Here is a 19,340-nt window from a genome sequence, read left to right on the forward strand (position 1 = left end):
ATGTTGCAACCAAAACGCACCAAATTCCGTAAAGTGCACAAAGGCCGTAACACCGGTCTGGCAAATCGCGGAAGCACAGTCGCATTTGGTACGATTGCGCTGAAATCTGTTGAGCGTGGTCGTATTACAGCTCGTCAAATTGAAGCTGCTCGTCGTGCCATTAACCGTCGTGTTAAACGTGGCGGTAAAATCTGGATCCGTGTATTTCCAGACAAGCCAATTACTCAAAAGCCTTTAGAAGTCCGTATGGGTAAAGGTAAGGGTAGCGTGGAGTACTGGGTTTGCGAGATTCAACCTGGCAAAATCCTGTACGAAATGGAAGGGGTTTCAGAAGAACTGGCTCGTGAAGCGTTCACACGTGCAGCAGCCAAGCTTCCGTTCAAAACCGCTATTGTGACTCGGACGGTAATGTAATGAATACCAAAGATTTACGCGAAAAATCGGTTGAAGAGTTGAATGCTGCGCTTGATGAGCAACAACTGAATCAATTTCGTCTACGTATGGCGAAAGCAACTGGTCAACTGGGCAAAACGCATGAAGTGCAACTTGCCCGTAAAGCCATTGCACGCATTAAAACTCTCCTCACCGAGAAACAGGGGAACGGACAATGAGCGAACAAAGTACTCAACGTACGCTGACTGGCAAAGTAGTGAGTGACAAGATGGAGAAATCCATTACTGTCCTGATTGAGCGCCGGGTTCAGCATCCTGTGTATGGCAAAATGATCCGCCGTTCCACGAAGTTACACGCCCATGATGAAAACAATGTTGCCAAACTTGGCGATATCGTCACCATCAAAGAAAGCCGTCCTATTTCTAAAACCAAAGCTTGGACTTTGGTTGAAGTTGTAGAAACAGCTGGGCAAAACTAGTTCTTATTGCATCATCGGTTAAATTCAGGTAGCATTTGCGCCTTTCGAATTGACCGATGATGCTCGGTTTTGGAGTAGGGCAATGATTCAGACCGAAACGATGCTCGACGTGGCAGACAACAGCGGCGCTCGCCGTGTTCAGTGCATTAAAGTACTGGGCGGTTCGCATCGTCGTTACGCTTCCGTTGGCGACATTATCAAAGTGACCGTGAAGGAAGCAATTCCACGTGGTCGTGTCAAGAAAGGCGATGTAATGAACGCAGTTGTCGTTCGTACAAAATTCGGTATTCGCCGTCCGGACGGTTCTCTGATCCGTTTTGACGACAATGCTGCCGTGTTGTTAAACAACAACAAGGCACCGATTGCCACCCGTATTTTCGGGCCAGTGACTCGTGAACTTCGTACTGAACAGTTCATGAAGATCATCTCATTGGCACCAGAAGTTCTGTAAGAGGCAGTCATGGCGAAGATCAAGAAAGGCGATCAGGTTATCGTGATCGCAGGTAAAGAAAAAGGCAAACAGGGTACTGTTCTGTCTGTTACTGGTGACCGTGTTAAGGTTGAAGGCCTTAACCTGGTTAAGAAGCACAAAAAAGCCAACCAGGCTACGGGCGCTGAAGGCGGTATCGTAACCCAGGAAGCTGCGCTTCATATTTCTAACGTGGCGGTTTTTAACGCTACAACCCAAAAGGCTGACCGTGTTGGTTACCAGATTGATGAAAACGGCGTTAAAACCCGTATTTACAAATCAAATGGTGAATCAGTGGCGGTAGCGAAGTAATAGGTTGATCGGCAATGGCCAGACTTAAAACACGTTACAACGAAGAAATCAAAGCCCAGTTGCAAGAGCAATTAGGCTTGAAAAATGTGATGGAAATTCCTCGCATTACTAAAATTACCCTGAACATGGGTGTAGGTGGCGCAACTCAAGACAAGAAATTGTTGGAAGGTGCGGTATCAGATATGACGTTAATCGCTGGTCAAAAGCCAGTGGTAACACATGCACGTAACTCTATTGCCGGTTTTAAAGTCCGTGAAGGATGGCCAATTGGCTGTAAAGTTACGCTGCGTGGTGATCAGATGTACGAATTTCTGGATCGTCTGATTTCTATTACTATTCCGCGTATTCGTGACTTCCGTGGTTTTTCGCCTAAGTCTTTTGACGGTCGTGGTAATTACTCACTGGGTCTCAAGGAACAAATCGTGTTCCCTGAAATCGAGTTTGATAAAATTGATCGTATCCGTGGTATGGACATTACTGTTACTACTACTGCCCGTACAGATGACGAAGGCCGTGCACTATTGCGTGCGTTTGGCTTCCCGTTTAAATAAGAGGTCAATATGGCTAAGAAAAGCATGATTAATCGCGAGTTAAAGCGCGAAAAAACAGTTGCTAAATATGCTGCCAAGCGCGCTGAACTGAAAGCAACCATTGCTAACGGTACTGCAAGCGATGAAGAGCGTATGGATGCAATGCTGAAACTACAGGCATTGCCACGTGATGCATCTCCTGTTCGTCAACGTAACCGTTGTGGTTTAACAGGCCGTCCGCATGGCTATTTCCGCAAGTTCGGCTTAAGCCGTAACATGTTGCGTTTAATGGTTATGCAGGGTGATGTCCCTGGCGTGGTTAAGGCAAGCTGGTAAGGAGCAACATACATGAGTATGCAAGATACCGTTGCCGACATGCTAACCCGTGTTCGTAACGCACAAATGGCAAAGAAAGCAACTGTTTCAATGCCACAATCCAAATTGAAGCAAGCCATTGCCGGCGTGCTTCAGTCTGAGGGTTATATTGCCAGTACTGAAGTTACCGATGTTGAAGGTAAACCAACACTGACGCTGACCCTGAAATACTTTGAAGGCAAGCCAGTTATTGAAACCGTGAAGCGTGTAAGCCGTCCAGGTTTGCGTCAGTATCGCGGCAAAAATGACTTACCACGCGTTAAGCAAGGTTTGGGCATTGCAATTGTTTCAACAAGTAAAGGCATCATGACCGATCGCGCTGCACGTGCTGCTGGCGTTGGCGGTGAAGTGATTGCTTTTGTTTCCTAATAGGTGATTCCTCATGTCTCGTGTGGCTAAAGCCCCGGTTACTGTACCCTCTGGTGTTACAGTAACCCAGAACGGCCAGCAGGTCGAAGTGAAAGGCAGTAAAGGTACACTGGCTTTCAACCTGCATGCGCTGGTCGAGCTAAAACAGGAAGACGGTAAAGTTCTGATTGCTCCAGCAAATGATAATCAAGAAAGCTGGATGCAGGCAGGTACCGCTCGTGCCGTTTTAAATAACTTGGTGACTGGTGTTAGCAACGGTTTCGAACGTAAGCTGCAATTGGTTGGTGTAGGTTATAAAGCTCAGGTGAAAGGTACTGTTGTAAACCTGAACCTGGGTTACTCCCATCCGATTGATTTCCAGCTGCCAGAAGGCGTGACTGCCGAAACCCCGACTCCAACTGAAATTATCCTGAAATCTATTGATAAGCAGGCGTTGGGTCAGGTAGCTGCTAACATCCGTTCTTTCCGTCCACCAGAGCCTTATAAAGGTAAAGGTGTACGTTACTCGGATGAAGTCATTCTCCGTAAAGAAGCTAAGAAGAAATAAGGCACGAGGTTCTGTATGAACGACAAGAAACAATCCCGTTTGCGTCGTGCCAAAAGCACGCGCTTGCACATTCGTGCATTGGGTGCGACTCGTCTGTGTGTAAACCGCACACCGCGTCACATCTATGCTCAAATCATTTCCCCAGAAGGTGGTAAAGTACTGGCGCAAGCTTCTACTTTAGACGCACAATTACGTTCTGGCGCAACTGGCAACGTTGATGCAGCTACTAAAGTAGGTGCATTAATTGCTGAGCGTGCTAAAGCTGCTGGTATTACCAAAGTAGCGTTCGACCGTTCTGGTTTTAAATATCATGGTCGTATTAAAGCCTTGGCTGATGCTGCCCGTGCTGGCGGTCTGGAGTTCTAATCATGGCAAAAGTTGAACAAAACGAAGGCTTTGTTGAGAAGCTGGTTGCTGTAGACCGCGTTGCCAAGGTAGTTAAAGGTGGCCGTATTTTCTCTTTCACTGCGTTAACCGTAGTGGGTGATGGCAATGGTCGCGTGGGCTTTGGTCGTGGCAAAGCGCGTGAAGTTCCAGCTGCAATTCAAAAAGCGCTGGAAGCTGCTCGCCGCAACATGATCAGTGTAGAGCTAAATGGTACAACCCTGCAACATCCGGTAAATTCTTCACATGGTGCAAGCCGCATTTATATGCAGCCTGCCTCTGAAGGTACTGGTGTAATTGCTGGTGGTGCAATGCGCGCTGTACTTGAAGTTGCTGGTGTACAAAACGTATTGGCAAAATGCTACGGTTCTACCAATGCAACCAACGTGGTGTATGCAACTTTCAAAGGTCTAAAAAATATGACCTCTGCTGAGAAAGTTGCTGCTAAACGTGGTAAGACTGTCGAAGAAATTCAAGGGTAATTTGACATGAAAACAATCAAGGTTACCCAGATCAAATCTTCTGCCCATCGCTTAAAAAATCATAAGCTATGTTTGCAAGGATTAGGTCTGCGTCGCATTGGTCACACTGTTGAAGTGCAGGACACGCCTTCAAACCGTGGTATGATCAATAAAGTATACTATATGGTAAGCGTTGAGCCAGTTGATAATGGAGTGCAGCCATGACTTTGCGTTTAAATGAGCTTGCTCCTGCTGAAGGTGCAAAGCGCGAACATCGCCGCTTGGGTCGTGGTATTGGTTCTGGCTTGGGCAAAACTGGTGGCCGTGGTGTGAAAGGTCAAACTTCACGCTCAGGTGGTGGAATCCGTGCCGGCTTTGAAGGCGGCCAGATGCCAATTTACCGTCGCTTGCCTAAGTTTGGTTTTACCAGCCAACTTGCACTTAAAACTGCTGAAGTGCGTTTATCTGAACTGAACAAGGTTGAAGGTGACGTTGTAAGTCTGGCAACTTTAAAAGCTGCCAACGTCGTGCGTCAGGACAAAATCCGTGCCCGTATCGTACTTTCAGGTGAAATCACTCGTGCATTCACAGTGCAGGGTGTTGCTCTGACCAAAGGCGCTAAAGCTGCAATTGAAGCAGCTGGCGGCAAGGTTGAGGAGTAATCCCAAGTGGCTATGCCCCCAAACTCAACAATCAATAACGTTCAACGAGCAATAAAAGGTCCTGCATTTCATCAGAAATACCGGGAAATCATTCAGCGAATGCTTTTTTTGCTAGGTGCATTATTAGTGTTTCGTTTGGGATCGCATATTCCAGTGCCTGGAATTAATCCAGAACGGTTAGCACAGCTATTTGAACAGAATAAGGATACTATCCTTAGCCTGTTCAATATGTTTTCGGGTGGTGCCCTCCAGCGCATGTCGATTCTTGCGCTGGGCATCATGCCTTATATTTCTGCTTCAATTATTGTTCAGTTGATGGCGACTGTTGTGCCTTCACTTGAATCGCTTAAAAAAGAAGGCGAAGCAGGTCGCCGCAAAATCAATCAGTACACGCGCCAGGGAACCTTGTTTCTAGGTCTGGTACAGGCGATTGGAATGTGCGCGGGACTGCAAAGTCAGGGGATAACTCTGTCTACAGGCTTAAGTTTTTATGTGCCTGCAGTGACTTCTTTGGTAGCGGGTACTATGTTTCTGATGTGGCTCGGTGAGCAAATTACCGAGCGTGGCATTGGTAATGGTATTTCAATGATTATTTTTGCGGGGATTGTGGCGGGTTTACCTGGCATTGTTCTGCAATCGGTAGAATCCATTCAGCAGGGTCAAAGCAGTTTAATTGGCCTGTTGCTGCTGGGAATTTTAAGTCTTGCTGTCATTGCTGCCGTAATCTTTATCGAAAAAGCACAGCGCCGTATTCCTGTGAACTATGCACAAAAGCAACAGGGTAGGAAAGTATTTACTGCACAGCAAACCCATTTGCCATTAAAAATTAATATGGCTGGGGTGATTCCTGCAATTTTTGCCAGTTCTTTGCTGTTATTTCCAGCAAGCCTGGGTCAATGGGTAGGAAGCGCTGATCCAAACGCGGGCTTCATCAAGCGTTTTCTGCAGGATATGGCATTGGTATTGTCACCAGGTCAGCCTTTGTACCTCGTGCTGTTTGGCGGTTTGATTATCTTCTTTTGTTACTTTTATACCGCCTTGGTATTTAGTCCTAAAGAAGTATCAGAAAATTTAAAACGTAGCGGTGCTTATGTGCCTGGCATTCGTCCTGGTGATCAAACAGCCCGTTATTTGGACCATATTCTCAATCGATTGACTTTTATTGGTGCAATCTATATTACCGTAGTGTGTTTGATGCCTATGGTATTGCAAAGTGCATTTGGTGTGCCTTTCCATTTGGGAGGAACTTCATTGCTCATTGTAGTAGTTGTGGTGATGGATTTTATGGCGCAGCTACAGGCGCATTTAACCTCACATCAGTATGAGAACCAGTCATTGATGAAAAAGTCACCTTCCTTGCTGAACAAGTAAGTGCTTGCGTGATTCAACCTGAAGGGTGTTTAACATGAAAGTTCAAGCTTCTGTTAAAAAAATTTGCGGTAACTGTAAAGTGATCCGCCGTAATGGGGTAATTCGCGTAATTTGCAGCGCAGAACCTCGCCACAAGCAGCGTCAAGGCTAGTTTTTTAATAAACTGACTTACCTGTTGATTTCACTAGGTGAATTGCGTTATTATCCGCCCCCTCATAATTGATGGGGCGGTTGATTTTTCAATTGCCTTTTTGGAGAAAATGAATGGCTCGTATTGCCGGTGTTAACATTCCGGATAACAAGCACGCTGTCATTTCTTTAACTTACATTTTTGGTATTGGCCGTCATACTGCTGCTAACATTCTAGCTGCTGTAGGAATTACTGCTACTACCAAAATCCGTGAGTTATCGGATGCGCAGTTGGATGCGATTCGTGCCGAAGTTGCCAAGGTTCCTACCGAGGGTGATCTTCGTCGTGAAATTTCCATGAACATTAAACGTTTGATGGATTTAGGCTGCTATCGTGGTCTTCGTCATCGTCGTGGCTTGCCTGTTCGTGGTCAGCGCACCAAAACCAACGCTCGTACTCGCAAGGGTCCGAAAAAACCAATTAAGAAATAATTGCTCTGGAAGCTAAAAGATGGCTAAAGATACCCGCGCCCGTAAGAAGGTCACCAGGACCGTTTCTGAAGGGATCGCTCACATTCATGCTTCTTTTAATAACACCATTGTGACCATTACCGATCGTCAAGGTAATGCACTGGCCTGGGCCACCTCCGGTGGACAGGGCTTCCGTGGCTCGCGTAAATCTACTCCGTTTGCTGCTCAGGTAGCAGCTGAAGTTGCTGGTAAAGCAGCTTTGGATTACGGTTTAAAAAATCTGGATGTTCTTGTTAAAGGGCCAGGTCCAGGTCGTGAGTCTGCGGTGCGTGCATTAGGCGCAGTGGGTTATAAAATTAACAGCATTACCGATGTGACACCTATTCCTCACAACGGCTGCCGTCCGCCTAAAAAACGTCGCGTATAAGGAGACTCATTCATGGCTCGCTATATAGGTCCAAAATGCAAGCTCTCCCGCCGCGAAGGGACAGACCTGCAGTTAAAATCTGGCGTTAAACCGTTTGACGTCAAAACCAAAAAGGCTGGTAAACCACCAGGCCAACATGGCCAAAGTCGTGGTAAACAGTCCGAGTATTCGTTACAGTTACGTGAAAAACAAAAAGTACGTCGTATGTACGGTGTTTTAGAGCGTCAATTCAGTAACTATTACAAAGAAGCCGCTCGTTCCAAAGGTGCAACAGGTGACAACTTGCTGCAATTGCTGGAAAGCCGTTTAGACAACGTTGTGTATCGCATGGGCTTCGGCTCTACGCGTGCTGAAGCGCGTCAGCTGGTGAGCCATCGCAGCATTACCCTGAATGGTCGTCGCGTAAACATCGCGTCAATCCAGGTTAAATCCGGTGATGTGATTGCTGTACATGAAGGTGCAAAAAACCAGTTGCGTATTAAAAATGCAATTGAACTTGGTACTCAGCGCGGTATTGCTTCCTGGTTGGAAGTTGATCATACCAAGATGGAAGGTACGTTCAAGTCTGCACCTGATCGTTCCGATCTGCCTGCCGAAATCAACGAAAGCTTGATTGTTGAATTGTATTCGAAATAATCCCTTGAGGTGGCAATATGACGCGTACTGCAAACGAGTTTCTGACTCCGCAAGCGATTAAAGTCGATGCGGTCAGTGGAACCTCGGCAAAAGTAATTCTTGAGCCTTTAGAGCGTGGTTTTGGCCACACTTTAGGTAATGCCTTGCGTCGCATTTTACTTTCGTCACTGCCGGGCGCTGCCGTGGTTGAGGCAGAGGTAGAAGGTGTCGAGCATGAGTACAGTACTTTAGAAGGCTTGCAGCAGGACATCGTCGAGCTCTTGCTGAACCTTAAAGGATTGTCAATTAAACTGTTCGAACAGAACGAAGCGTATTTGACATTGGATAAACAAGGTCCTGGCGAAGTTACTGCCGCTGACCTGCGTTTACCGCATAATGTTGAAATCGTTAATCCAGAACATGTACTGGCAACGCTGGGTGCTAATGGCCATTTAAAAATGCGCCTGAAAGTAACCCAGGGCCGTGGCTATGAGCCTGCTGATGTCCGCTTTCCGGAAGGGGAAACCCGTCCGGTTGGCCGTTTGCAGCTTGATGCCAGCTATAGCCCGATCAAGCGTGTTTCTTACACTGTAGAGAATGCACGTGTTGAGCAGCGTACTGATCTGGACAAACTGGTTATTGATCTGGAAACCAATGGTACTGTAGATCCGGAAGAAGCAATTCGTAAAGCTGCAACCATTTTGCAGCAACAGATTGCCATTTTTGTTGACCTGCAAAAAGACCATGCCCCAGAGCCTGTACAAAGTCGTGAAGAAGTTGATCCGATTTTGTTGCGTCCAGTTGATGATCTGGAATTAACCGTTCGTTCTGCCAACTGTTTGAAGGCAGAAAACATTTACTACATTGGTGATCTGGTACAACGTACTGAGGTTGAGCTGTTAAAAACGCCTAACCTGGGTAAAAAATCGTTGACCGAGATTAAAGATGTGTTGGCTTCCAAAGGCTTGTCGCTTGGCATGCGCTTAGATAACTGGCCACCTGCCAGTCTGCGTGTGGATGATCGCTTTGCTTACCGTAGCCGTTAATTAGTAGGACTATTCACCATGCGTCATCGTAATAGTGGTGTGAAATTAGGTCGTACCAGCAGCCACCGTAAGGCCATGTTCCAGAATATGGCTAACTCGCTGTTTGAACACGAGCTGATCAAAACAACCTTGCCTAAAGCTAAAGAGCTTCGCCGTGTTGCCGAGCCTTTAATCACTTTGGCGAAACATGATACTGTTGCTAACCGTCGTCTGGCTTTTGCCCGTACCCGTAGTGCTGCAGTTGTTGGTAAGTTATTTACTGAGCTTGGCCCTCGTTATAAAGAGCGTCAAGGTGGCTATTTGCGCGTACTGAAAGCTGGCTTCCGTGCTGGCGATGCTGCGCCAATGGCTTATGTTGAATTAGTGGATCGCTCCCTGACTCAACCTGCTGCTGAATAAGCAGAGCAGTAGAAAAGACCGGCCCTAGCGCCGGTTTTTTTATGCCAGAAGGTTTTTATAGGATCAGGATCAATTATGATAGACACATCATCCTTAAAGCCAGTTTTCTGATGTCGACATTATCTGTGATTGAACTTGAAACAGCTGCAAATCCACAATTTACAGTGATCTGGTTACATGGCTTGGGTGCCAATGGCAATGATTTTGTACCCGTCATTCCCGAGCTAAAGTTGTCATCCCAACATCCTGTGCGGTTTATATTTCCAAATGCACCAGAAATCCCGGTAACCATCAACGGGGGATATATCATGCCTGCCTGGTATGACATTCTGGAAATGTCAGCTGATCATCGAAAGGTAGATCAGGCCGGAATCCAGCGCAGTGTTGAACAGATTCGTCAGTTAATTAGCCGCGAAAACCAGCGTGGTATTCCTTCTTCCCATATCTTTCTAGCAGGCTTCTCTCAGGGCGGCGCAATTGCTTATCAAGCAGCTTTAAGCCATACAGTACGATTGGCGGGTGTAATTGCCCTGTCGACCTATATTCCAGATGCGCAGGTGTTGCAGGCGCAGTTTAATGCCGTACAGCAGCAACTTCCGGTATTGATTGCGCATGGCCAGTATGATGGTGTGGTGCCGCTACAAATGGGAAAAAATGCCTGTATTGCTGTTGAACAGCTAGGATGTTTGGTCAACTGGTATGAGTATGGCATAGAGCATCAGGTGTGCCTTGAAGAAATCCATGAAATTGGAACTTGGCTGGCTAAGCAAATTGACCGCATAAAAAATCTGCACTAGGCATATCGTTCTGTGCGAATTTATCCTAAATTATTAGTGTATTTACTCTAATGGCCTAAATTGACATTGACTATTGTCAATTTAGTGACTATGTTTTAGGCAAGTTAATTCGGATTGATGACACAGATGGCTCAACATTTTGATATATTGATTATTGGTGCAGGTATTTCAGGGATTGGTAGCGCCGTACACTTGAAACTCAAGGCACCACAGAAAAAATTTGCGATTCTGGAGCGTCGTGAAAGTATCGGTGGAACCTGGGATTTGTTCCGTTATCCGGGAATTCGTTCGGATTCTGACATGTCCACTTTTGGTTTTGAGTTTAAGCCGTGGACTCAATCCAAAGTACTGGCTGATGGCACTTCAATCCGCAATTATGTGAATGAAACTGCCAAAGAATATAATATTTTTGAGCATATTCATTTCCAGCGTCAGGTGAAAACAGCCAACTGGTCTTCAGCCAAAAAAATGTGGGAACTTGAAGTACTGAATGTTGCTAATAATACGACTGAACAGTGGACTGCGGACTTCCTGCTGGGCTGTACCGGTTATTATAATTATGACCAAGGTTTTAAACCGGCTTACCCAGATGAAGACAAGTTTAAGGGCACTGTAATTCAGCCGCAACACTGGCCTGAGAATCTGGATTATAGCGGCAAGAAAGTGGTGATTATTGGTAGTGGTGCTACTGCTATTACACTGGTGCCTTCGATGGCAGACAAGGCTGCGCATGTCACCATGCTCCAGCGCTCGCCAACCTATATTGCGACAGTTCCTGCTATTGATGCCCTGTACGACAAGATGAAGAAATTCATGCCGGAAAAAGTGGCGTATCAGTTGACCCGTAGCCGTAATATTGGGGTGCAACGTCTGGTGTTTAAACTGTCACAGGAAAAACCGGAACTGGTGAAAAAATTCCTGTTAAAGGCAGTTAAACTTCAGGTCGGCAAGCATGTGGACATGAAGCATTTTACCCCGAATTACAATCCCTGGGATCAGCGCCTGTGTGTGGTGCCGGATGGTGACTTGTTTAAAACCATTAAACGCGGTAAAGCTTCGGTTGAAACCGACCAGATTGAACGCTTTACTGAAAACGGGATATTGCTGAAATCTGGCAAACAGCTGGATGCCGATATTATTGTGTCTGCCACTGGGCTGAATATCCAGATTCTGGGTGGCCTGCAGGCTAGCATTGATGGCCAGCCAGTGAATACTTCCAATCACATGCTGTACAAAGGTGTATTGCTGAGTAATATCCCGAATGCTGCCATTATTATTGGCTATACCAATGCATCCTGGACGCTTAAAGTGGACGTGGCTGCTGATTATCTGGCACGTTTGTTTAACTATATGGACAAGAAGCACTATAAGGTTGTGTTGGCCAAGGCAGATGCCAGTGAGTTAACCGATGATACGGTGATGGGTAGTCTGGCCTCAGGATATATCAAGCGTGCCGAGCATGTGATGCCACGTCAGGGCAAAAGTGAACCATGGCGTGTTTCCATGAATTATCTAAAAGATAAGGCTGAGCTACGCAGCAGTAGCTTTGAAGATGATATACTGACCTTTGATGGTGGCAAGGCCAACAACAAAAAGCGCTTTAAGCTGTTTGGTTAAGCCCTGTTTTAAATCTAAATAAAAAAGTGCCTTATGGCACTTTTTTGTTGGTTGGAAATTTACGTCTAACTACGTCTATAAGTTGTGTTTTTGCATTGCTTTTTAATAATGTGCCATGTGCTGCAATGAGCGCATCAAAATCTAATTGAAGCAGGTTTTCAAAATCTGTTTGTAGACTTTTACCTTTTGGCGTGACCCGTTTTAACCAGGGGCCACCAATAAAAAGGCCAAGCCGAAAACCCATAATGAATAAAATGATTTTGGTGGCAAAGCTCATGTACTTCCAGTTAGTCCAGTACTGAATGCTATCGGTTGTAATGAGTAATTTGGCAGACCTGATGAATAATGCGGCTTCAGGATATTGCGCAGTATTAAAAATAAAAAATTCTGCATCGTTAATAGGCGGTTTTGTAGAGGAGCTAACGAAGCTATCAGGAACCAGTTCTTTATAGGTTGCGTGATTTGGTTGGCTCCAGAAATGCGCCTGATAGATATCAATATAAAACTGGTCATCCAGACCATGAAAATCGCCTAAACGAATAACATGCCGAACATGGCCTAACTGATTTAGCCGGTTTAATTCCTTCTCATTCATCCGCATAGCATTAATTAAAATTAAATCATTTTGCTATTTAACAATGACCATGTTGCGGTTCATGCTTAAACCCAATGCTATTTTAATACTGCCTTGTAATAGGTAAATATCAGGAAAAATTTCTATAAATGAATCATGCGGGTAAGCGGGGGCATAAGCAGTTTTAATCATGATGTCACCTATAAAATTTGTTATCAGTTTTGGGCCTTATTTTTCTTATATGCTTTAAGTTGCTTGCAGGCATTGGCTACTCAAGCATTTCTGTTCAGCTTAAAAAGTCAGTGCTGAAAGCCGTAGCAATAAAAAAGGCTATGCTGTTGCCAGAATAGCCCTGATTAAAAAGAGAATTAAAGCAGAAAGATTACAGGGTACGTGAAATCAGCTCTTTCATGATTTCATTAGTGCCCGCATAAATACGGTGCGCACGATTGTCCACATAAGCGCGGGCAACCGGATATTCCATCATGAAGCCATAACCGCCATGCAACTGCACGCATTCATCCACAATCTGGTTCACCATGTCAGATAACCAGTATTTGGCAGCCGCAGCAGCTTCAACGCTTAATGCATTTTGCACCTGTAGTTCCATGCAGCGATCGGCGTAGGTACGGCCAATATCAATTTTGGTACGCAGCTCAGCCAGCTTGAAGCGGGTGTTCTGGAATGCGCCAATCGGCTTGCCAAACGCTTTGCGATCCTTGGTGTACTGCACGGTATGGGCAAATACGGCTTCTGCTGCGGCTTGTGACATCAGACCCACCATCAGGCGTTCCCAAGCCAGTTCTTTCATCAGCATGATAAAGCCCATGCCTTCCATGCCCAGCAGGTTGGTTTTTGGCACCCGTACATTATCAAAAAACAGCTCGCAGGTATCCTGACCATGCATACCGACTTTTTTTAGCGGCTTGCCTTTGGTGAAGCCGGGTGCCTTGGCATCCATAATCAGCAGGGAAATGTTTTGTGCGCCTTTTTCGCTATTGCCGGTTTTTACGGCAACCACAGCCATGTCACACAGGTAGCCATTGGTAATAAAAATCTTGGAGCCATTTACAATATAGTCATCGCCATCAGCAACGGCTGTTGTGCGAATACCTTGCAGGTCAGAACCTGTACCCGGCTCGGTCATGGCAATCGCACCAACCACTTCACCAGTGGCCATTTTAGGCAACCAGGTGGATTTCTGGTCTTCATTGCCAAAGTTTAAAATATAGTTGGCCACAATATCAGAGTGCAGGGCAAAGCCAGAGGCTGAATCCAGCGCATAGGCCTGTTCTTCCATCAGAATGGCGCTGTACAGGCGGTCTACGCCACTGCCGCCATATTGTTCCGGCATCGTGGCGCACAGCAGGCCCAGCTCACCGGCCTTGTTCCAAAGCCCACGATCCAGATGCTGCTGCTCGGCCCATTTTTCATGGTAAGGGGCAATTTCAGTTTCAAAAAAACGGCGTGCGGTATCGCGGAAGGCTTCGTGCTCTTCGTTATAAATGGTACGTGGTGCCATTGGTGGCAAAGGACGGAGTAGGTTGGCTGCGCTCATGGGATTCCTTGCAAATAATCAGTGGGGTCAGCAAAAATGCTAATAAAACCTGGCACACAGTAAAGAAGATTATGGCCGGAGCAACAATGGGTTTTATTGCCAAAAACTGAGTAGTATCTACTGTTTTTGCCAATTTTCTGTCAAAGGCAGGACGGTGGATAAACCAGCAGCATGCTACACTACACCACGATTTTGATTGGCTGGAGTAAGGCATGAGTGATGACATCAGTTTGCATGACCGCAAGGTGATTTACCGTGCGCGTCGTGGCTTAAAAGAGCTGGATATTTATTTTGACCCTTATGTACGCCAGCATTACCTAACGGCACCTGAGGCTGAAAAACAGGCCTTTGCCTTACTGATTGAACAGGAAGACCCGGATTTGCTGGATTGGTTTATGGCAGTGAGTGAGCCAGAACAACCAGAGCTGGTTGAGATGATTGCAAAACTGAAAAATCTGCTGCATTAATTCAATAAGCCGCCATTGTCCATGCTGGTTGATGTGACGCTACGCCCAAGCCGTATGCAGCAGGTGATTCACTGGCTGACACTGGCCCTGCTGGCTGGATTAATCTGGACCAGTGGCTTGGCATGGCCGCTAGCGATAGTGCTGATTGGCATACTGCTGGGCCTGCATCTGGGCTGGCCCAAGCTGGTGGCAACGCGTTGTATTACAATGCTATGGCAGGGCGATAGCCAGAGCTGGTACTGGCAATACAGTCAGGGCAGGCGATACAGCGGTCAGTTGCTTCAAATTCGCTATTTAGGCCCTGTAATCCATCTGACCTTAACCACTACCCATCAACCGCCTCTCTATGTTGCTATCTGGCGCGATCAGGTTGATGAAACACAATGGCGGCGTTTAAGGGTGCTGCATGGATTAAATGATTCACAACAAAACGGGTTTTAAACCTGTCCATAACCTGCATTTCATTACAGCATTACATCAAAATATCAATGCTTTAGCGTTGCTCATCTTTATATAGTGAAAATAACAACTACCCTTTTGAAGCATTGTACTGCGCCATGATTTTAACAATGGCGATTTAACAGCAAAACATAGAACAGCCTGGGTAGAAACATTTAAGAAGTAAGGAGCCAGCAATGACAACATTAACAGCCATGATAGACGCATTAATCCAGCAGGCCAGTGGCCAGCATTCAGCATTGGCCGATGCAGGCTTTAAGGACCCAATGCATGGACAGGTGCTGGGTTTGGGAACCAAGCATGATCCTGTGACCCATACTGATCCTGCCCATATTGACCGTACAGTGGTGAATCAGGTCATTGATTCAGCGCTTGGAGGGCTGGCAGGCGGTAACATGCATGAGCATGCGTTTGCACAGCCTGAGCGACAGGCTTCCTTTATGCTCAAGCTGATTCCACTGGTATTACACTGGATTAAGCAGCAGGGTGGCTTGAATCCGGCCTTGCAGGTGTTACGACAAAAAGGGCTAGAATCCCAGGTTGCGTCATGGGTGGGGCCGGGAATTAATGATCGCATTACACCCGATATGCTTGATGGCCTGTTTGCCTCCGACAGCATTGAGCAGGTGACACAGCAGTTTGGTATTAGCACTGCGACAGCGCACACTGGCCTTGCGGTTGTGTTGCCACAGGTAATTGATATTCTCACCAGTTCCCGCAATGATGATTTATCCCATGCTGATATAGAAACCAATAACGTGCTGACCCGGCTTAGCCATTTGTAAATAGTGTAAAAACACTTAAAAACCACTGATTGATTGCCTGCGCTTGCAGGCTTTTCTTATTATAGACAGTGGGTTACATACTGTTACGTTACAGGCTTCTAAACTGTCGGGCAGGTTTTGCATGGTAAAAAAAATGAAATAATTTGAAAAGAATTTTAAAAATAAATACTTAAGTAAATATTGCTAAAAATTTTAAAAAATTGTCTGACAATCTTTCCGGATTATTGTTATGGATCAGCACTTGTCCGACAATCTATGCTCAAAAACTTCAAAAAATGCGTACATTTAGGCCATGAGTAACGTGGCTGTGACTCATATTACATTTATATTTCAAATAGAGGTAAAGATCATGATGACAGTTCCTGCTATTTTATATCCCGTGATTGCGTTCTTGTTTGCTGTAGTTGTTGGTCGTATTGGTACCATCATTATGGATCATTTCCGTAAGGATGAAATGCAGCTTAATTCAACGTCTGCCAGCATGAAGCCAAAATCAGCTCATGCGGGTATGACGGTTGCAAAACATGGCTAAACATTCAATAACCCTCAAGAAGCCTTGTATACACTAAGTGGTACAAGGCTTTTTTGTGGCCCGGTTTTTTGATGATCAGGCTTTTCGATCTGCAGTATTTATCATCCATTGATAACAGCAATAAGCATTAAGTCGGTCATTTCAATAATTATACTGACTTACCCATACATCATTCTGAATAAAACAATTTTCTCTTAACAAATTACCTCTTAATTAAGCCAGTTAAGCACGCTAGGTTAATGCTTTGCCCTAAAGCATTTATCGAAAGTCAGCGGGGTAACCTGCACATGCATTTTTGTGATGCTGATTCATGAGTAAAAACCAGCATGGCAATCTTCAAGAATGCCCATAGCGAACGAACAGCAAAATTAGGAGCTAACGATGTCAATTTCTGATACTGACCAGTATGCCAACCTTAAACAGCCCGGCACCGTGATGCCCACGCAGGGTTATCAGCATGGTACGGCACAAATACCGCGCAATAATACAAGCAAGAACAGCACTGCAAATAGCTCAGCCAGTACACGCTGCCGCCCTATTACCCGCCTGGGGCTAGGCGGTGTAGCGATTGGCAATGGATTTACCCCAACCTCTGATGCAGCAGCCCAGCATACCTTACAGGCTGCCATTGATGCTGGTATCCGCTATTTTGATACCTCACCGTGGTATGGACTGGGCTTAAGCGAGCGGCGCTTTGGCCATGCCCTGCATACCTTAAGGCCTGAGCATTACACGCTATCAACTAAGGTTGGGCGCATCCTAACGGCAACCCATCAGATTCCAGACACCATGTGGACTGATCCGGCACCATTTGACTATCGCTATGATTATTCGGCAGAGGGCGTCAGGCGTTCCATTGAGGACAGCTTGCAGCGTTTGGGCGTTTCGCAAATTGATATTGTGTATATCCATGACCTGTCGCCAGACAATGAAAAAGACCTGGGCATGCCGTGGGAACAGCGTTTTGAAGAAGCGGTGAAAGGGGCAATGCCTGAGCTAACCCGCATGCGTGAGGAAGGCATTATCAAGGCATGGGGTTTTGGGGTGAATAGCCCTGAACCCGTACTAAAAGCGCTGGAAGTCGCAGACCCGGATATCTTTTTGCTGGCCTGCCAGTATTCCTTACTGGATCACAGTCGGGCACTGCATGAAACCCTTCCAAAAATTGCTGAGAAGGGCGCTTCTGCGGTGATTGGTTCACCGTTGCTGGCAGGCTATCTGGGCGGGCGTGAGCGCTATTTGTATGACGGCACCATTCCTGAGTGGGCACCAGACAAACGCGCACGGGTACAGCGCGTGCTGGATGAATACGGGATTGATTTACGCACAGCGTCATTGCAATTTGCCGAAGCTCATCCCGCAGTGGCTGCCATTATTCCGGGCGCACGTACTGCCGCGCAGGTGGAAGCCAATGTACAGTCATTGGGGGTTGAAATCCCGCAAAGCTTTTGGGATGAACTGAAGTCTGAAAAGCTGATTGAGATTGATGCGCCTGTACCACAATCCCGTCAAGGTAATTGATCGGCACATAATTTGCGATCCACTGGCATTAAGTTAGAGAGGGGCAATATTGTCCCTCTTTATTTTCTTGGGCTGATTTATAGGTTAAGCCGCTTTAGCCATCTGATGCTGCTGGCAAGCCTGCCAAAAGTAGCGGGCAATGCCTTTGTGCGGCCTGCCATTTAAATCATGGGCAATTTCTGCCACGCTAATGATTGAATAGCCTTCATTACGCAAGGCCTTAATGCGTGCAGCAAGGTGGCAGACATTAAGCAATTTATCGGCTTCAAAGCGATTTAAACCTATGGCTGGATTGTGCTGTAAATGTTCAAGCACACGCTGTTTTTGCGCATCTTGAGTCAGGTTGGATAAAGATGAAGTGTTTGAAAATTTAAGAAGAGGTTGCATTGCTATAGCTCCGTTTTGAGATAGCTATAGTTTCTTATTATTCATTTTTTATGTAAAACATAGTCCTAGCACAGCGTACAATATGCTAGCAGATTGTAATATTATAATGGATTTTTAGGCTTATGTTTCTCATAAGTACTAATCCATGATGCTACTGTGCGAGGACTTAAAGATTCATCTTGTTGTTGAATACAAAAATAATTTGCACATTCTGTATAGCTTCTCCAGCCTTTCCCTGTTTTAGGATTAAGAGATTTCCATAAATTTAAAGCACTAGTTCTAGTAGGTGCCTCTTTCATTTTTTGTTTTTCATGCTTGGCTCTGGCTAAGTCTGCTGCTCTAAAATGGTCATTACGCTCCCATATTCCTTGAGATATTTGACCAAGAAAATTCTGGAGCCAACCATAAGCAATAATAGCCCTTTTATATTGAGAGAGTTTAATAGCATCAAACATTATAAATCTGAAATAGAAGATTTTATTTAACTGATACATAATATTTTTTTCAGATGGCTTAAAAAGTACTTCTAAGTTCTTATCTATACTGTGAAAGTAAGTTAATCTTTCATGTTGTGTAACTTGATTCCAATTTTTGACTTTTATTTCTAAACTAACAAAGTAATCATGAGGTAGCTTATTAGAATGTTTTTTTAAAATTTTATGGGTAATAAATTTAATAGACTTTTCAGCATTATCAAATTGTTCTATAAGTATTTTGTCTATTGCATCTTCCACAATTATCTCCAAGATTTTCTTAAATACATCGCTAAAGTAAATAAATGTTCAAAGTAGCTCATTTATAGTTTAAGTACCCAAGATTTGGTAAATTAAATATAATGTATTTTTTTGTAGAGAAATAAAATATTTAGCAAGAATAACTTAACTGAATTAGACTTTATCGTTTTATCATCAGCCATAAAAAAAGGCTTAAACCGTGAAGTTTAAGCCTTTAATCACCATATCATACCTTGCGGCACATATGGATTTGAAGTATATGGTGGGTCGTCCGCGACTCGAACGCGGGACCAACGGATTAAAAGTCCGCTGCTCTACCGACTGAGCTAACGACCCATAACACAACGCTTCGTTGTGGCGCACATTCTATCAGCTTATTGAAATATGGCAAGCGCCAATGTGGCTTTATTTCATTGTTTGGTCATAAAAAAACCGCCGAATGCATTACAGACGGCGGTTTGCTGGGTTTTT

At 45.3% G+C, this 19,340-nt stretch carries 32 protein-coding genes and 1 tRNA gene; 27 read left to right on the forward strand and 6 right to left on the reverse strand.

Features of this window, described 5'->3' with window-relative positions:
- From rplP to Q337_RS0115470, 22 genes are all read left to right on the forward strand, one after another.
- Entirely contained in the window at positions 1 to 414 is a 414-nt protein-coding gene (gene rplP, locus Q337_RS0115370) for a 50S ribosomal protein L16 (RefSeq protein WP_026472340.1), read from the forward strand.
- Positions 414 to 611 (forward strand): 50S ribosomal protein L29, encoded by a 198-nt coding sequence (gene rpmC / locus Q337_RS0115375; RefSeq protein WP_026472341.1) that lies wholly within the window; start codon positions 414 to 416, stop codon positions 609 to 611. The genes rplP and rpmC overlap by 1 nt, the downstream gene beginning before the upstream one ends.
- A complete protein-coding gene (rpsQ, locus tag Q337_RS0115380; RefSeq protein WP_026472342.1) occupies positions 608 to 871 on the forward strand; it encodes a 30S ribosomal protein S17 in 264 nt (87 codons plus the stop codon). Before rpmC ends, rpsQ begins: the two co-directional genes overlap by 4 nt.
- A gap of 82 nt (positions 872 to 953) precedes the next feature.
- Positions 954 to 1,322, forward strand: a complete 369-nt coding sequence (rplN, locus tag Q337_RS0115385; protein WP_005018345.1) for a 50S ribosomal protein L14 — start codon at positions 954 to 956, stop codon at positions 1,320 to 1,322.
- A 9-nt stretch (positions 1,323 to 1,331) separates the two neighbouring features.
- A complete protein-coding gene (rplX, locus tag Q337_RS0115390; RefSeq protein ID WP_026472343.1) occupies positions 1,332 to 1,652 on the forward strand; it encodes a 50S ribosomal protein L24 in 321 nt (106 codons plus the stop codon).
- A 14-nt stretch (positions 1,653 to 1,666) separates the two neighbouring features.
- Positions 1,667 to 2,203, forward strand: coding sequence for a 50S ribosomal protein L5 (rplE, locus tag Q337_RS0115395; RefSeq protein ID WP_026472344.1), 537 nt, complete (start codon positions 1,667 to 1,669; stop codon positions 2,201 to 2,203).
- Positions 2,204 to 2,212: 9 nt separating this feature from the next.
- Positions 2,213 to 2,518, forward strand: a complete 306-nt coding sequence (gene rpsN / locus Q337_RS0115400; protein WP_026472345.1) for a 30S ribosomal protein S14 — start codon at positions 2,213 to 2,215, stop codon at positions 2,516 to 2,518.
- A 12-nt stretch (positions 2,519 to 2,530) separates the two neighbouring features.
- A complete protein-coding gene (gene rpsH / locus Q337_RS0115405) occupies positions 2,531 to 2,926 on the forward strand; it encodes a 30S ribosomal protein S8 (protein WP_026472346.1) in 396 nt (131 codons plus the stop codon).
- A 13-nt stretch (positions 2,927 to 2,939) separates the two neighbouring features.
- A complete protein-coding gene (gene rplF / locus Q337_RS0115410) occupies positions 2,940 to 3,473 on the forward strand; it encodes a 50S ribosomal protein L6 (protein WP_026472347.1) in 534 nt (177 codons plus the stop codon).
- Between the two features lie 15 nt (positions 3,474 to 3,488).
- The gene (gene rplR, locus Q337_RS0115415; RefSeq protein ID WP_026472348.1) at positions 3,489 to 3,839 is read left to right on the forward strand and encodes a 50S ribosomal protein L18; all 351 of its coding nucleotides are present in this window, start codon (positions 3,489 to 3,491) and stop codon (positions 3,837 to 3,839) included.
- A gap of 2 nt (positions 3,840 to 3,841) precedes the next feature.
- Entirely contained in the window at positions 3,842 to 4,339 is a 498-nt protein-coding gene (rpsE, locus tag Q337_RS0115420; protein ID WP_026472349.1) for a 30S ribosomal protein S5, read from the forward strand.
- A gap of 6 nt (positions 4,340 to 4,345) precedes the next feature.
- On the forward strand, positions 4,346 to 4,543 hold the full coding sequence (rpmD, locus tag Q337_RS0115425) for a 50S ribosomal protein L30 (protein WP_026472350.1): 198 nt from the start codon (positions 4,346 to 4,348) through the stop codon (positions 4,541 to 4,543).
- Positions 4,540 to 4,980: a 50S ribosomal protein L15 gene (rplO, locus tag Q337_RS0115430; RefSeq protein WP_084494894.1), complete on the forward strand. Its 441-nt coding sequence runs from the start codon at positions 4,540 to 4,542 to the stop codon at positions 4,978 to 4,980. The genes rpmD and rplO overlap by 4 nt, the downstream gene beginning before the upstream one ends.
- A gap of 51 nt (positions 4,981 to 5,031) precedes the next feature.
- Positions 5,032 to 6,351: a preprotein translocase subunit SecY gene (gene secY / locus Q337_RS0115435; RefSeq protein WP_211253624.1), complete on the forward strand. Its 1,320-nt coding sequence runs from the start codon at positions 5,032 to 5,034 to the stop codon at positions 6,349 to 6,351.
- 34 nt (positions 6,352 to 6,385) lie between these two features.
- Positions 6,386 to 6,502 (forward strand): 50S ribosomal protein L36, encoded by a 117-nt coding sequence (rpmJ, locus tag Q337_RS18700; protein WP_039619814.1) that lies wholly within the window; start codon positions 6,386 to 6,388, stop codon positions 6,500 to 6,502.
- Between the two features lie 113 nt (positions 6,503 to 6,615).
- Positions 6,616 to 6,972 carry a 30S ribosomal protein S13 gene (rpsM, locus tag Q337_RS0115440; RefSeq protein WP_026472353.1) on the forward strand — a complete coding sequence of 119 codons (357 nt, stop codon included), beginning with the start codon at positions 6,616 to 6,618 and terminating at the stop codon, positions 6,970 to 6,972.
- 19 nt (positions 6,973 to 6,991) lie between these two features.
- A complete protein-coding gene (gene rpsK / locus Q337_RS0115445) occupies positions 6,992 to 7,378 on the forward strand; it encodes a 30S ribosomal protein S11 (RefSeq protein WP_026472354.1) in 387 nt (128 codons plus the stop codon).
- A gap of 12 nt (positions 7,379 to 7,390) precedes the next feature.
- On the forward strand, positions 7,391 to 8,014 hold the full coding sequence (rpsD, locus tag Q337_RS0115450) for a 30S ribosomal protein S4 (RefSeq protein WP_026472355.1): 624 nt from the start codon (positions 7,391 to 7,393) through the stop codon (positions 8,012 to 8,014).
- A 17-nt stretch (positions 8,015 to 8,031) separates the two neighbouring features.
- Complete coding sequence (locus Q337_RS0115455) at positions 8,032 to 9,039, forward strand: DNA-directed RNA polymerase subunit alpha (protein WP_026472356.1); 1,008 nt, start codon at positions 8,032 to 8,034, stop codon at positions 9,037 to 9,039.
- Between the two features lie 18 nt (positions 9,040 to 9,057).
- Entirely contained in the window at positions 9,058 to 9,438 is a 381-nt protein-coding gene (gene rplQ, locus Q337_RS0115460; protein WP_026472357.1) for a 50S ribosomal protein L17, read from the forward strand.
- A gap of 110 nt (positions 9,439 to 9,548) precedes the next feature.
- Positions 9,549 to 10,235: an alpha/beta hydrolase gene (locus tag Q337_RS0115465; protein ID WP_034280636.1), complete on the forward strand. Its 687-nt coding sequence runs from the start codon at positions 9,549 to 9,551 to the stop codon at positions 10,233 to 10,235.
- Positions 10,236 to 10,361: 126 nt separating this feature from the next.
- A complete protein-coding gene (locus tag Q337_RS0115470) occupies positions 10,362 to 11,852 on the forward strand; it encodes a flavin-containing monooxygenase (RefSeq protein WP_026472359.1) in 1,491 nt (496 codons plus the stop codon).
- 31 nt (positions 11,853 to 11,883) lie between these two features.
- Here the strand turns inward: Q337_RS0115470 and Q337_RS18070 are convergent, their stop codons facing one another.
- The 3 genes from Q337_RS18070 to Q337_RS0115480 all read right to left on the reverse strand — a co-directional run bounded on the left by Q337_RS18070 (position 11,884) and on the right by Q337_RS0115480 (position 13,984).
- Positions 11,884 to 12,447 (reverse strand): hypothetical protein, encoded by a 564-nt coding sequence (locus Q337_RS18070; protein ID WP_228133148.1) that lies wholly within the window; start codon positions 12,445 to 12,447, stop codon positions 11,884 to 11,886.
- Between the two features lie 33 nt (positions 12,448 to 12,480).
- On the reverse strand, positions 12,481 to 12,618 hold the full coding sequence (locus Q337_RS19275) for a hypothetical protein (RefSeq protein ID WP_228133149.1): 138 nt from the start codon (positions 12,616 to 12,618) through the stop codon (positions 12,481 to 12,483).
- A gap of 190 nt (positions 12,619 to 12,808) precedes the next feature.
- Positions 12,809 to 13,984 (reverse strand): acyl-CoA dehydrogenase family protein, encoded by a 1,176-nt coding sequence (locus Q337_RS0115480; protein ID WP_026472360.1) that lies wholly within the window; start codon positions 13,982 to 13,984, stop codon positions 12,809 to 12,811.
- 212 nt (positions 13,985 to 14,196) lie between these two features.
- Here Q337_RS0115480 and Q337_RS0115485 point away from each other — a divergent pair, with 212 nt between their 5' ends.
- From Q337_RS0115485 to Q337_RS18085, 5 genes are all read left to right on the forward strand, one after another.
- Positions 14,197 to 14,451 carry an FAD assembly factor SdhE gene (locus tag Q337_RS0115485; RefSeq protein WP_026472361.1) on the forward strand — a complete coding sequence of 85 codons (255 nt, stop codon included), beginning with the start codon at positions 14,197 to 14,199 and terminating at the stop codon, positions 14,449 to 14,451.
- 21 nt (positions 14,452 to 14,472) lie between these two features.
- Positions 14,473 to 14,892: a protein YgfX gene (locus tag Q337_RS0115490; RefSeq protein ID WP_026472362.1), complete on the forward strand. Its 420-nt coding sequence runs from the start codon at positions 14,473 to 14,475 to the stop codon at positions 14,890 to 14,892.
- Positions 14,893 to 15,086: 194 nt separating this feature from the next.
- Positions 15,087 to 15,695 carry a YidB family protein gene (locus Q337_RS18490; RefSeq protein ID WP_051526945.1) on the forward strand — a complete coding sequence of 203 codons (609 nt, stop codon included), beginning with the start codon at positions 15,087 to 15,089 and terminating at the stop codon, positions 15,693 to 15,695.
- Positions 15,696 to 16,044: 349 nt separating this feature from the next.
- Positions 16,045 to 16,227, forward strand: coding sequence for a hypothetical protein (locus Q337_RS18080; RefSeq protein WP_156935832.1), 183 nt, complete (start codon positions 16,045 to 16,047; stop codon positions 16,225 to 16,227).
- Positions 16,228 to 16,608: 381 nt separating this feature from the next.
- Entirely contained in the window at positions 16,609 to 17,748 is a 1,140-nt protein-coding gene (locus tag Q337_RS18085) for an aldo/keto reductase (protein ID WP_084494895.1), read from the forward strand.
- Between the two features lie 84 nt (positions 17,749 to 17,832).
- Here the strand turns inward: Q337_RS18085 and Q337_RS0115510 are convergent, their stop codons facing one another.
- The 3 genes from Q337_RS0115510 to Q337_RS0115520 form a co-directional block, all read right to left on the reverse strand.
- Complete coding sequence (locus Q337_RS0115510) at positions 17,833 to 18,135, reverse strand: helix-turn-helix domain-containing protein (RefSeq protein ID WP_026472363.1); 303 nt, start codon at positions 18,133 to 18,135, stop codon at positions 17,833 to 17,835.
- Positions 18,136 to 18,236: 101 nt separating this feature from the next.
- A complete protein-coding gene (locus tag Q337_RS0115515; RefSeq protein WP_026472364.1) occupies positions 18,237 to 18,869 on the reverse strand; it encodes a hypothetical protein in 633 nt (210 codons plus the stop codon).
- A gap of 260 nt (positions 18,870 to 19,129) precedes the next feature.
- Positions 19,130 to 19,205: transfer RNA gene (locus Q337_RS0115520), tRNA-Lys, on the reverse strand.
- Positions 19,206 to 19,340 lie beyond the last annotated feature (135 nt).

This window comes from Alkanindiges illinoisensis DSM 15370 (assembly GCF_000619845.1).
In the GTDB taxonomy this organism is placed as follows: domain Bacteria; phylum Pseudomonadota; class Gammaproteobacteria; order Pseudomonadales; family Moraxellaceae; genus Alkanindiges; species Alkanindiges illinoisensis.